Raw genomic sequence first — 11,901 nt, forward strand, 5'->3', positions numbered from 1 at the left:
AAGAGACTTGTCTCCAGCCGATTCAGTTCGGCAAAAACACATCTTGCCAGCTATCAAAGCCAAACTCCTGCTGAAACTCTTCGATTACCCAGGCGATCGATTTGCCATGCCGCTGCGCCGTTTGGATCAGATAGTCTCGATAGGCGTACTTGTCCTCTAGGCTGGGTGTGTCGCCAAAAATCGAGCCAAGGCACCAGTCTGTTTCCGGTAAACAGCCGAACTGTTCGTAAAACACCCGTTTGGTCCAGTTGGGGGCAGATCCTTCCCGGAAGGTTTTTTGCCGCTGGGTTCGGAAGAATTCGTACATTTTGCGGCGTTCGATCTGGCGCAGTAACTCTTCGCTGTAAACCTCGACCAAGTCATCGGTACGAATCTGCGGCTCGGTTTCCCAAACATAGCGACAGCTAGGACAAGTCATCACAAACCCCCAAACGAGACGGTTGCAATGGGGGCATTGTTTGGTGGGCGTGGTTTCGGTGGTACCAGGTTCCTTGCTAGTGGGTAGATGGTATTCCTTGATATCTTCTGGGAAGCCCAAGCGGCGCAGATTACCAGCCTGATCTAGAATAATGCCGCAGGTCTTGCCGGTGACAGGCGAGATGCGCAACAAGCGGCCAACCTGCTGATAGTGTAAAGCACGAGACTGAGTCGGACGCAGCAACAGCCCAACCTCCACACTCGGCTCATCAAACCCGATACTGATCACGTTACAGGAGGTCAACACCAGCAGCCAGCCCGCTCCCAAATCCTGATAGAGCTGGTGCCGTTCTTTGATGGGCGTACTGCCATCCACGACAGCCGCAGCAACTCCAGATGCTTTGAAGGCTTCGGCAACGTGACGCGCATGTTCCACATCCACACAGAAAGCGATCGTGCGTTTACCGGGCGTAAGGCGATGCCACTCTTCCACAATCCGCTGCACCAGTTCCGGTCGGTCACAGGCATTTTTCAGATCCCGCTCATCGTAGTCTCCAGCCACAGTCCGCACCTCGGAGAGGTTGATCTCTGAGCCGCTGGGCACACCGTAATACTGCATTGGAGCCAGATAGCCCATACGCTGAAGTTCGGCTGGAATGGGGGATGCTACAAAGGTCTGCATGTGGTCGCCCAACTGCTCCCGCCCCAGCCGATAGGGAGTCGCGGTCATGGCGAGATGCACGGCCTTGGGATGGGTTGAACAACTTTGATACCCTCTCTACCGAAACCATTTCACCCCAGCGCGTCCTGGCAGCGCTCAAAGAAGCTCGTGCCAAACTAGCTGCCGTTGAACAATCAAAGCAGGAACGAGTAGCGATTGTGGGAATGGCAGGGCGATTTCCCGGTGCAGAGACAATAGAACAATTCTGGCAAAATCTTTGTCAAGGAATTGCCTCGATTCAGGTTCTGAATCCATCGACGCTAAACGAAACGACCTCTGAACTATCTACAGAATCCTCGTATTCAGCTAACTATGTCAACGCCTACGCCAGCTTTGCAGACATTGCCGGATTTGATGCCGCCTTTTTCGGCTATTCCCCCAGAGAAGCCGAACTCCTCGATCCGCAGCATCGGGTGTTTCTAGAATGCGCCTGGACTGCCCTCGAACATGCGGGCTATGACCCCGATCGCTATCCGGGCCGGATTGGAGTCTACGCGGGAGCTGGCCTGAACAGCTATTTGATCAACCTCTACACCCATCCCAATCTGAGAAATTCGGTTGATCGGGTGCAGGCGGTGGTCAGTAATGTGATGGGACTGATGCCTACCCGCGTTTCCTACAAACTCAACCTGACTGGCCCTAGCTGCGGCATCCAAACCGGTTGCTCCACCTCTCTGGTTGCCGTCCATCTCGCCTGTCAGAGCTTGCTGAATCGAGAATGCGACATGGCCTTGGCCGGAGGTGTTTCGATCGATGCCTCGGAGCAACGGGGCTACCGCTACCAAAATGATGGTGTGCTCTCCCCAGATGGGGTTTGTCGCGCCTTTGACGCCGCCGCTCAGGGAACCGTGTTCGGCAATGGAGTCGGCATTGTTGTGCTCAAACGTCTGTCGGAAGCCGTGCGGGATGGGGACTCGATCTATGCCGTGATCAAAGGCTCTGCCATCAACAACGACGGTGCCCAAAAAGTCGGACTTACCGCCCCTAGCGTCACCGGACAAGCCGCCGTGATCACCACCGCCCTAGAGCGAGCCAACTGCTCACCGGAAACCATCCAATATATCGAAGCCCACGGCACCGGCACCGCCCTTGGCGACCCAATTGAAATCGCGGCCCTCACAAAAGCCTTTCGTCAGCATACCCAAAAGCAACAGTTTTGCGCCATCGGCTCCCTCAAAACCAATATTGGTCATCTCGATGCTGCTGCTGGCATTGCCGGCCTGATTAAAACAGCTCTAGCCCTGAAACACCGACAGATTCCGCCCAGTCTCAATTTTCAATCAACTAATCCCCAAATCGACTTTGAACACAGTCCCTTTTACGTCAACACTCAGTTACGCAACTGGGGAAACAATTTGTCCATTAATGATTCACCGCGCCGCGCCGGAGTCAGTTCCTTTGGCATGGGTGGTACTAATGCCCATCTGATTCTCGAAGAAGCTCCCGAAATATCAAAAGCAACGTCACAATCCCATTCGCACCATTTATTGCTCCTCTCGGCCAAAACTCCCTCCGCCCTGCACACCTCAATCCAGCAACTCGCCGATCACCTAACCCAGCATCCCGACCTCAACCTAACCGACGTTGCGGTCACGCCCCTGAGCGCCTACGGTAAGCCCTACACGCCACCAAAGCATACGGTGAACCCCAATCAGGATATGTCTGCCCCGCCCGAGCAGGTGGACAAAATGGATGCCGCAACTTTCTTCGGGATGTTTGCCGATCTGATGAAAGACAACCCACCCCACGCAAACGACTATCCGATGCTCGACCGCATGAAGCGAATTGGCATTGAACCAGGAAAGAGTTTCACGCTCGCGGATGCGCCGCCGGAGGTGCAGGATGCCCTGAACGCTGCTCCAGCTGCCGCCCTCAAACTGATCAAGCAGGTGTGGACTTACTCTGGGACCTATGCCAATGGTTGGCGCACGAACTTGACTGCTATTGGCACCTATGGAACCGACTATTTGCATCGGGCGGGTGTTGCCTACGCGGGGCTGGGAGCTAACGTGATCGAGGATGCCATTTATCCAACTGTGTTTACCGATGAGGACGGTCAGCCGCTGCACAGTGACAAGCAGTATGTGTTGCATTTTGAGCCAGATCAAATCCCGCCAGTTCGTGCTTTTTGGTCACTCACCATGTACGATGAGCGTCAGCTTTTTACCGCTAATTCAATCGATCGGTATGCAATCGGCGATCGGGACAATCTCACGTTTAATCCAGACGGTTCGCTTGATTTATATATTCAACGAGAATCCCCTGGAAAAGACCAAGAATCGAACTGGCTACCAGCCCCGCAGAGTGGAGCTTTCACGATGAATCTGCGTCTGTATTGGCCGAAAGCTGAAGCCCTTAACGGAACTTGGGCACCGCCGAGTGTGAAACGGGTGAAGTAAGTAACTGACCCATTACTCAAGATGTAGAATCTGCGTCTCCCCACTTGAGTTCTCAACTCTACAATTGTGTGTGAAGGAGTGAAGCCTGTGTTTTCTTTAATTTTGATGCGTTGTTTATTCGTATCGACTCTTTTCAGCGTAATTGGATTACTCAATACATCTATTGCTACTGCGTTTGAATCAACTGATGTTGGTGGAGAAAACAGTCGTGTAGAGATATTGATAGAATCAGGGAATACGCCAATTACCGATTTGTTAACTGGTTCGTTAACTACAAACGTAGATACAGCAGGCATCGATGCATTCAGATATGCGAATCTACAGGATACTCTTGACCAGCGCAATTCAGATAGCTTCAGCATATCTGAATCGATTACTGAGCGTAGGCTACAGAATATAACAGTTGATTCATCAGATTTAGATCAGTTGAGTCAGGTCACTCCTACAAGTGAAATTGTCGAGGAGCAAACCGTTGAAGAACAACCTGCTTTATCAAATGAGGCAGTTCCCGACAATGAGATTGACTCGACAAGCGCAACTGACTTGCTAGATTCAGGTACTCTTGACCAAATCACCTCTGTGACGCAGCTCTCTGATGTGCAGCCGACGGATTGGGCGTATCAAGCGTTGCAATCACTGGTCGAACGCTATGGCTGCATTGTCGGCTATCCAGACCAGACCTATCGCGGACAGCGTGCCCTGGCTCGGTTTGAATTTGCTGCTGGGGTGAATGCCTGCAGAAGCTACAACCAATTTGCAAGGAGAACCCCTCATTGCCTTTCTAGATCTGGCTTGGAACTCTCAAGATGGGACACAATTAGACGCAACGGTTGAAGCACTCCAGACGTTAGTGCAAGGGTTTGCCAACCCCACCGCAGTACTCAAGTTCTCGCAGACAATTCTTCAACTTGCTGACACTCCTGTAGACTTGCGCCCCAAACAACTCCCCCGTCTACCCCAAGTTGATCCAACGCTGACGATTAGGACTCCACCGGGCAATCCATTCTATCGGCTATTTGGTATTTTTCCGGGTGACACGCCCAGATTCATCCAACACTACTATGAAGGAGGCGGTGCTCCGGTGGATTTAGCAGACTGGGGGTTGCTGGAAACCTATCGAACTGCTCCTGACGTTCGGCGAGGAGCTTCCAAGCTTAAATACGACGCAATCAACGAAATCAATCGGCAAGCATCCACAGGGACACCGACTCAAGTAACGGGAGAATCAACGGACAGTGTAAATGCTGAACCAGTAATCTTCTCAATGGGGAAGAGTATACTGAAGCTAGAATACACTGCCACAATCGACCGGAGCAATCCCCACATTGGAAGATATGCCTCCCATCCTAGTTATGTCTCCTACCCATATACTTTGGAGCTACGCTACTCAGTCAACGACAGATTTGTAGACGCCTTGGATGAGCTGAATTTAATTCCTGGAAATCAGGAATTGCCTGGCAATCCCACACCATACGCACTGACAGCATCATGGACAATTACTGATACTGGCTGGACTAGCCCTGCATATAATTGATTTCCTGATTTAGGAATCAATTGCTCCTGTAAGAGAAGTAAAGTAGAACAAGTATCTCAGCAATGAAAGAAATTATGTTGAGATACTTCATTCTCCCCATAACTCATTCAATGGCCAACACGCTTTCAGGACAGATGACCTTTCGATTCATCTACTTGAGGAGAACAACTTCAAAAATGACACAGCAACTCAATAAACTCACATTGATTCTAGCCTTATGGCTTTGCCTTGCCTGTATGCCAATTGATTATGAAGGTAATCTGGTAAATGGATATAAAATCGTTAAAACAAGTGGTATTAGCTTTGCTATCACCTATCCGGGGACAACAGTGTTAGTTCCTGAAGAGTACATTACAGGCATTAACGTCAAAGGCGATATTATCTTTGGTAGAATTGATCCGCTTACACCAGAATTACAACGACTCGTGGAAGGCAAACAACATCCCGGTTACTTCATTGTTAATACGAAAACTCACACCTATCAACTAGGCTTAGGAAAGCAAGAATGGCTTGACGAGCTTAAAAAAGCAGGGGTTTTAAAAGAACCTATTTTATATAATCCAGTGTATTTTAGTATATTTTGAAATTGATAAATTTGAGGACTTTAGCTACATTTCCTATGCATTGTATGAAACGGTAAACATATTGATGCGGGTATTTACTTGATTGAAGACAGATTTGATGACGTTCCGGACACATTAAATGTAATTCCTGGTGAGCCTGTAGATGTTCCACTGCTCGCTGATCCATTTCGCCTTGGTTGATGATGCGTACCGAACCTGCTATCCCTGCGCCGCCTAAAATCAATGCGACTAAAACCGAAAATAGTTCTCCCATGTCAAACCTCTCTGTAACTCAAAACAATGCCTGATCCCAACACCAACCTAAATTCTGTTTTTCAATAGAACCGGCGGTTCAAACCGCGACTAAACAAACTAGGTGGGACTGCGCACACCTCCGAGAAAAACGAAACACTGTGTCAGCACAGACTGCGCCACTACAACTCAAAACACTGCTACGCAGAAGCGAGCTACAAAACTCAAAACTTGGAACTCAACACTTTTCACAGCTGCACCAGCGATTCGGGAATCACAATCAGGGTGGTGCCGCGCCGACCCACCACATAGACTCGCTGATCCGGGGCAATAGTCATGCGGTCATCTTCGCAGCGAGCCTGCCAGGAGTTGCCTTCGTAGAGCACCCGTCCGGTTTCGCCAGGGGCAATTTCCGTCAGGGTTTTGGCTTCTTTGGCATCTTCAATGATGGTGCGAGATCGTTTGGGCAAAAGGCGGCGTAGCAGCACGGTCAAAGCAATTGACAGCAGCAGCCACAGCACGACCTGTACCGTCAGAGAAGGCACAAACCAGGCGATCACCCCCACAATCAGGGCACTGACTCCCATCGTCAGCTCCACAAATGCAGTGGGCAGGACCAACTCCATCAAGCAAAGAATTAAACCGGCAGTCAGCCAGAGAATTGGAGCACTCGGCATAGAACTCAACTAATAAAGCGTCAGGATACGGCAGTCCGCCCTCAACATTCCCAGTTTCTAAATTTCAGCATCAGCGTGAGTCGCATTTGGAGAAACGCGATATAACAGGGGATTGCAAGCGCGGGAAACAGCATCCATGTCCCCAATCTAGCTCACAGTCCAGGCTGTCATCCCAGGATTGCAATGTTTTAGTAATGTTTTGGCTAGGCCCATGAGTCGTTTTGCTGTTAAACTTCAATGCCCAAATCCAGACTGCCTCTACGCTGAGAATCAGGTGGGGCAAGTCACCTGCGATCGCTGCCAGAGTCCATTGACCTATCGCTATCTTTGGGCCGTGGGTAGAAAAGCGGCTCAGATGGCGGTGGGTATGCTGGTGGACTGTCGCTATGCTGTGGTCAGTCCGCAAGTTTGGCTCGACACCCAGCCCGGACTGTTACCGGAAGCGCCCGCCCAGATCCCGGACTCAGCGCTGCCCTATCTGCAGCTACATTCCCAACGGCTGCACCTGCCCGGACTGTTTAGTATCCATCCAGTTGACGAGTCGCCCATTTTGCTGCTGGAGAATGCCCCCATCGATGCTACTGGGAATCTGCTACCGCTGCTAGAAAGCGCTTGGCCGACTGCGCCAGCGGTGCGTCAGCTCAATTGGCTTTGGCACATGTTCCAGCTCTGGCAAGCGTTGAAGCCTCAAGGGGTGAGTAGCAGTTTGCTGGTGGCCGAAAATCTGCATGTCGAAGGATGGCGCTTGCGCTTGCGGGAGATTGTGGTCGATGCGAGTGACCCAGTTGATTCAATTCAAAGCGAGGCTTGGGTCCAGAAGCGCAACCCGAACCTGAGCCGATTCCAGTACCGGTAAGAGAACCCCAGCGCCGTCGTTAATCCAACCTTAGTTTCACCAATTTTGGTTTCACCAATTTGTGAGCTGCCGATGGGTTGCAAGCTGGCGGTTTGTGAGTCAAACGATGTAGAAACTTGAATGCTTTGCAGATAGGTTTCTGATAATTTGGCTGAGGTGATTTTCTGTGAGATGCCACTTGTTATGTCAAGGGCGTTTGATTGTTGAGTGTTTGTATTTCGACAGACTGCATGAAAAGAATATTTCGCGAGAGGGGTCGTTAGTTCGGCCCCTTTCTGTTGTTAAAAAATAAAAAATTGAGTGTGTTAAAAAAAAATTGAGCAAACAGGGAGGACGAATTGACTGCTACGGATTCCACCGGAAATTTAACCCACAGCATATTAGTTCTGCATGGCCCTAACTTGAACTTATTGGGACAACGAGAACCTACGGTCTACGGTGCCACTACCCTGGCTGACATCAACCAGATGCTAGAGCAGGAAGGACGCTCGCTGCGAGTGAAGGTGACTGCCTTTCAGTCCAATCATGAGGGAGCGCTCGTGGATGCGATTCATGCTGCGTTCGGTCAGCATCAGGGGATTTTGATCAATCCAGGAGCCTATACCCACACCAGCGTTGCTATCCGGGACGCGATTGCCGGAGTTGCCATTCCCACGGTTGAAGTCCATCTCAGCAATGTCTACAAGCGAGAAGCCTTTCGTCACCATTCCTACATTGCTCCGGTCGCGGTTGGTCAAATCAGCGGCTTCGGTGCAGAGAGCTATCGGTTGGGGCTGCTCGCTCTGGTTCATTATTTACGGCAGCAAAACTTGATGTGATGCTTATCTTGACTTGTGTTTCAGGGCAATCAGAGCAATGACTATGGCCAAAGATTCGCTAGGTTAGATAAGTTGGATCAGTCGTGGTTGGCTTGATTGAGGACATGGAATTAACAACGAAGCTGGAGCAATTAAAAAATCTGTTTGCCGAGATGGACCGAGCGCTAATCGCCTACTCTGGTGGTATTGACAGTACCTTGGTCGCCAAGGTCGCCTACGATGTGCTGGGAGAACGTGCTTTGGCCGTGACGGCTGAATCGCCCTCGCTGTTGCCTGAGGATTTGGAAGATGCGCGGATTCAGGCGGCTGAAATTGGCATTGCCCATGAGGTGGTGCAAACCCATGAAATGGAAAATCCCAACTACACGGCCAATCCAGTCAACCGCTGCTATTTCTGTAAAAGCGAACTGCATAATACCCTCAAACCGCTGGCTCTAGAGCGGGGGTATCCCTATGTGGTGGATGGAGTCAATGCCGATGACTTGTCAGATTATCGTCCCGGCATTCAGGCTGCCAAGGAGCGGGGGGCTTGTTCGCCGTTGGCAGAGGTTGGCATCACGAAGCTGGAGGTGCGAGAACTGGCAAGACTATTGGGATTACCCTGGTGGGACAAACCGGCGCAGCCCTGCCTCAGCTCTCGATTTCCCTACGGTGAAGAAATTACCGTGGCTAAACTCGAATCGCTTGGGCCAGCGCCTCAACCAGACGCTCGTTAAAAAACATCCGGTTGGGCAAGCCAGTGAGCAGGTCATGGGAGGCTTGATAGCGGATTTTAGCTTCAGTGTGCAGCCGTTCGGTGACATCCCGAAAACTCCAGACTCGCCCAATTACGGAATCGCCTGAGCGCTGGGGACAGGACCGTCCTTCCAGATAGCGCCCGTCTTTCAACTCCAAAATGTCGTGGCTTTCGATCTGTGGCTGTGTGTAGAGTTCTTGGATCCGGCTAGAAAACTGGTAAGGATGCTTGAGAAAGCGAGCGATGAACGTCAGATCATGAAACTGATCCCAAGAAATGGGCTGATTAGTTGAAATTTGCCAAAGTTCGGCGAACTTTTGATTGAAATTGAGGATATTTCCCTGCCCATTCGTGACTAAAATGCCATCGGCGGTTGCTTCAAATGTAGCCTGCAGCAACGAAAGAGAATTGCCTAACTTTTCTTGGGTGCGTTGACGGTCGCTGACATCCCGTTTGATAGCCACGTGATTGGTGATTTGTCCTGCTTTGTTGTGAATTGGAAAAATCGTCACTTCTTGAGGATAGGATGAGCCGTCCTTGCGCCTACCCATACAGGAGCCTTGCCAGACCTTTCCTGCCGCAATGGTGCGGGCAATTTCTTGATACAAAGTCTCGTCGGGCTGTCCCAGACAAAACAATTCGGTAACGGTTTTGCCCATCACCTCATCGCGTCGATAGCCGGTAATGCGTTCGAAGGCTGGATTGACGTAGAGTAAACGGGCATCAGCATCGGTGATTTCAATCGCGTCAGCCGCCTGCTCTAATACTGCCGTAGCTAGCTCAGCCTGTCGCAGGGCCTGCCGCAGCTCAGCCCGCTGTTCGGCAATTTTTTCAGCCAATCGGCGTGTATCCGATAGGCTGGTGGCGCGCGCCTGAAGCAATAGCAGCATGTCAGATGCGGCACCGCGACTGGATCGGTTGGCCACCTTAGCAACCAGTGAATTTAAGGTGTAGGCATCATCGAGGCGAGGCGAGCCAAGAAAGTAAATCAGTTCCTGCTGTTTAACATAGATGGCGTGGCCTTCAAACTGGACTTGGTTGGCTAGACATTCCAACAGCAGCAAATCATCGAGCGGCTGAGTCAGGGATTGAAACTCAACGCTGGGTTGTCGAAGCTGAAAGTAGTAATCAATCGGCTGACCTGGGGTGAGGTGAGGACAGAGCCGCTGCATAGCATCCCCAATCTGCACGAGCTGCCCGTCGGCCCGAAAGGCCAAATAGAATGGAAATGCTTGCGTGAGTAGATTCGCGGAAAGACCAGTATGAGCAAACCCTTTGTAGTAGCGATTCTGGTTAAATACCAGCGGTGACTTGGTCATAATCAGCGGCTGCACCCCTCACGTTGAAATTGGGCTGATTGGGACTCGGTGAAACGACTTATGATTCTGGGAAGGCACTCCAAATCAGAACCAGAAGGCATAGAAGACAGACTATCGGCATCGCTGGAAGCATTGCTCAAGCTAGTGGCTCATGGCTGTGGGCCTAGCACCCACCAACGACCCAGTGATCCTGAAGCTGCGGGAAGTGTACAACCTAATTCGTCAGGAGTATGAGCAGTATACCAAAGCCGAGCATGAGGAAGTGGTGGCCCTGGGCGGACTGCATGTAATTGGTACAGAACGCCACGAATCGCGCCGGATTGACAACCAGTTGCGGGGCCGAGCCGGACGGCAGGGCGACCCTGGTTCGACTCGCTTCTTCCTCAGCCTCGAAGACAACCTGCTGCGAATTTTTGGCGGCGACCGGGTGGCGCGGCTGATGGAAATGTTCCATGTCGAAGAGGACATGCCGATTGAATCGGGGATGCTGACGCGCTCGCTCGAAGGTGCCCAGAAGAAGGTGGAAACCTACTACTACGACATCCGCAAACAGGTGTTCGAGTATGACGAGGTAATGAACAACCAGCGGCGAGCTATCTATGCCGAGCGCCGCCGGGTGCTGGAAGGGGTAGACCTGAAGGAAAAGGTGATCGAATATATCGAACGCACGATGAACGATATCGTGGACGCCTACATCAACCCGGAACTGCCGCCGGAAGAGTGGGAGCTGGATAAGGTTGTCGGCAAGGTGAAGGAATTTATCTATCTGCTGCAAGACCTAGAACCCGAACAGCTCGCAGACCTCTCTACTGGCGAAATCAAAACCTTCCTGCACGAGCAGTCCCGGATTGCCTATGACATCAAGGAAGCGCAAGTGGATCAGGTTAAACCGGGTTTGATGCGTCAGGCTGAGCGGTTCTTCACGCTGCAACAGATTGACACCCTCTGGCGGGAGCACCTGCAGCAAATGGACGCCCTGCGAGAATCGGTAGGTTTGCGCGGCTATGGGCAAAAAGACCCGTTAATCGAGTATAAGAGTGAAGGCTACGAACTGTTTCTAGAGATGATGACCAATATTCGTCGGAATGTGGTCTACTCGCTGTTCCAGTTCCAGCCCCAGCCTCAGCCGGTAGCTCAAGCGTCTACCGAGGTCTAAAAACGCTGTCAAGTGTAATTGCGGCGGACAGGGATGTAAATCCCATGGCGTCACTGCCCACACGTCCCAAGTCCCTGTCTTATTCATAGGACGGGGCTATGCTTTATGTTGTTAACTCACAATCCTCGGCTTGGACAGCAGCATCGTAGTCCTCAATGGGCACAGGATGCTCTCAACAAACGGTTGCAGCAGGAGGACGGGTTCAACCGTTACCGCGAGATTTGCCAGGGGTTGGAGCCCCAACTGGGGATTGTATCGCCTTGGACTCAAGCCCATCAGCGGTTGCAAAATCACCGCAGTTGGGGTCAAACCGAAAGGGGAAGTACAATGACCGTTTCGGGCGACTTACCGGTACGGCGTTGTTGAGCCTGCGACTGGAGCACACTTCTTCTACGAGTTCACCCATTTCAACACTGACTGCTTTCAAGTGTTTCTCAACCTAGTTGCTCAGCA

General features: G+C 51.3%; 12 protein-coding genes and 1 pseudogene. 9 read left to right on the forward strand and 4 right to left on the reverse strand.

Annotation, left to right across the window (positions count from 1 at the left end):
* Nucleotides 1-22 precede the first annotated feature (22 nt).
* Nucleotides 23-1,147 (reverse strand): DEAD/DEAH box helicase, encoded by a 1,125-nt coding sequence (locus tag JVX88_RS28535; RefSeq protein ID WP_211621916.1) that lies wholly within the window; start codon nucleotides 1,145-1,147, stop codon nucleotides 23-25.
* 26 nt (nucleotides 1,148-1,173) lie between these two features.
* Between JVX88_RS28535 and JVX88_RS41200 the strand changes: the two genes are divergently transcribed.
* The 4 genes and pseudogenes from JVX88_RS41200 (at nucleotide 1,174) to JVX88_RS28555 (ending at nucleotide 5,655) form a co-directional block, all read left to right on the forward strand.
* Nucleotides 1,174-3,537, forward strand: a complete 2,364-nt coding sequence (locus JVX88_RS41200) for a beta-ketoacyl synthase N-terminal-like domain-containing protein (protein ID WP_263975286.1) — start codon at nucleotides 1,174-1,176, stop codon at nucleotides 3,535-3,537.
* A 453-nt stretch (nucleotides 3,538-3,990) separates the two neighbouring features.
* Nucleotides 3,991-4,275 (forward strand): annotated as a pseudogene (locus JVX88_RS28545) (iron uptake porin); the annotation flags it as partial.
* A gap of 16 nt (nucleotides 4,276-4,291) precedes the next feature.
* A complete protein-coding gene (locus JVX88_RS28550) occupies nucleotides 4,292-5,071 on the forward strand; it encodes a hypothetical protein (RefSeq protein ID WP_211621918.1) in 780 nt (259 codons plus the stop codon).
* Nucleotides 5,072-5,247: 176 nt separating this feature from the next.
* Nucleotides 5,248-5,655, forward strand: a complete 408-nt coding sequence (locus JVX88_RS28555) for a hypothetical protein (RefSeq protein WP_211621919.1) — start codon at nucleotides 5,248-5,250, stop codon at nucleotides 5,653-5,655.
* Here the strand turns inward: JVX88_RS28555 and JVX88_RS28560 are convergent.
* A complete protein-coding gene (locus tag JVX88_RS28560) occupies nucleotides 5,642-5,908 on the reverse strand; it encodes a hypothetical protein (protein ID WP_211621920.1) in 267 nt (88 codons plus the stop codon). The genes JVX88_RS28555 and JVX88_RS28560 overlap by 14 nt on opposite strands.
* 226 nt (nucleotides 5,909-6,134) lie before the next feature.
* On the reverse strand, nucleotides 6,135-6,563 hold the full coding sequence (locus JVX88_RS28565) for an NfeD family protein (RefSeq protein WP_036005978.1): 429 nt from the start codon (nucleotides 6,561-6,563) through the stop codon (nucleotides 6,135-6,137).
* A 211-nt stretch (nucleotides 6,564-6,774) separates the two neighbouring features.
* Between JVX88_RS28565 and JVX88_RS28570 the strand changes: the two genes are divergently transcribed.
* The 3 genes from JVX88_RS28570 (at nucleotide 6,775) to larE (ending at nucleotide 8,953) form a co-directional block, all read left to right on the forward strand.
* Complete coding sequence (locus tag JVX88_RS28570) at nucleotides 6,775-7,419, forward strand: hypothetical protein (RefSeq protein ID WP_211621921.1); 645 nt, start codon at nucleotides 6,775-6,777, stop codon at nucleotides 7,417-7,419.
* Nucleotides 7,420-7,757: 338 nt separating this feature from the next.
* Nucleotides 7,758-8,237 (forward strand): type II 3-dehydroquinate dehydratase, encoded by a 480-nt coding sequence (aroQ, locus tag JVX88_RS28575; RefSeq protein WP_211621922.1) that lies wholly within the window; start codon nucleotides 7,758-7,760, stop codon nucleotides 8,235-8,237.
* 104 nt (nucleotides 8,238-8,341) lie between these two features.
* Nucleotides 8,342-8,953, forward strand: coding sequence for an ATP-dependent sacrificial sulfur transferase LarE (gene larE / locus JVX88_RS28580; RefSeq protein ID WP_317134472.1), 612 nt, complete (start codon nucleotides 8,342-8,344; stop codon nucleotides 8,951-8,953).
* Here the strand turns inward: larE and JVX88_RS28585 are convergent.
* Nucleotides 8,907-10,292: a PAS domain S-box protein gene (locus JVX88_RS28585; protein ID WP_211621923.1), complete on the reverse strand. Its 1,386-nt coding sequence runs from the start codon at nucleotides 10,290-10,292 to the stop codon at nucleotides 8,907-8,909. The genes larE and JVX88_RS28585 overlap by 47 nt on opposite strands.
* 151 nt (nucleotides 10,293-10,443) lie before the next feature.
* On the opposite strand from JVX88_RS28585, the gene JVX88_RS28590 reads away from it, so the two are divergent.
* Entirely contained in the window at nucleotides 10,444-11,448 is a 1,005-nt protein-coding gene (locus JVX88_RS28590) for a hypothetical protein (RefSeq protein ID WP_317134473.1), read from the forward strand.
* Between the two features lie 105 nt (nucleotides 11,449-11,553).
* Nucleotides 11,554-11,814 carry a hypothetical protein gene (locus tag JVX88_RS28595; RefSeq protein WP_211621924.1) on the forward strand — a complete coding sequence of 87 codons (261 nt, stop codon included), beginning with the start codon at nucleotides 11,554-11,556 and terminating at the stop codon, nucleotides 11,812-11,814.
* Nucleotides 11,815-11,901: the final 87 nt, after the last annotated feature.

Source organism: Leptolyngbya sp. 7M, assembly GCF_018128485.1.

Excerpts from the sequence above, each read along its gene's own strand:
- JVX88_RS28535 (WP_211621916.1), bottom strand. The coding sequence starts at position 1,147 with ATGACCGCGACTCCCTATCGGCTGGGGCGGGAGCAGTTGGGCGACCAC.
- JVX88_RS28555 (WP_211621919.1), top strand. The coding sequence starts at position 5,248 with ATGACACAGCAACTCAATAAACTCACATTGATTCTAGCCTTATGGCTT.
- JVX88_RS28560 (WP_211621920.1), bottom strand. The coding sequence starts at position 5,908 with ATGGGAGAACTATTTTCGGTTTTAGTCGCATTGATTTTAGGCGGCGCA.
- JVX88_RS28565 (WP_036005978.1), bottom strand. The coding sequence starts at position 6,563 with ATGCCGAGTGCTCCAATTCTCTGGCTGACTGCCGGTTTAATTCTTTGC.
- JVX88_RS28570 (WP_211621921.1), top strand. The coding sequence starts at position 6,775 with ATGAGTCGTTTTGCTGTTAAACTTCAATGCCCAAATCCAGACTGCCTC.
- larE (WP_317134472.1), top strand. The coding sequence starts at position 8,342 with ATGGAATTAACAACGAAGCTGGAGCAATTAAAAAATCTGTTTGCCGAG.
- JVX88_RS28585 (WP_211621923.1), bottom strand. The coding sequence starts at position 10,292 with ATGACCAAGTCACCGCTGGTATTTAACCAGAATCGCTACTACAAAGGG.
- JVX88_RS28590 (WP_317134473.1), top strand. The coding sequence starts at position 10,444 with ATGGCTGTGGGCCTAGCACCCACCAACGACCCAGTGATCCTGAAGCTG.
- JVX88_RS28595 (WP_211621924.1), top strand. The coding sequence starts at position 11,554 with ATGTTGTTAACTCACAATCCTCGGCTTGGACAGCAGCATCGTAGTCCT.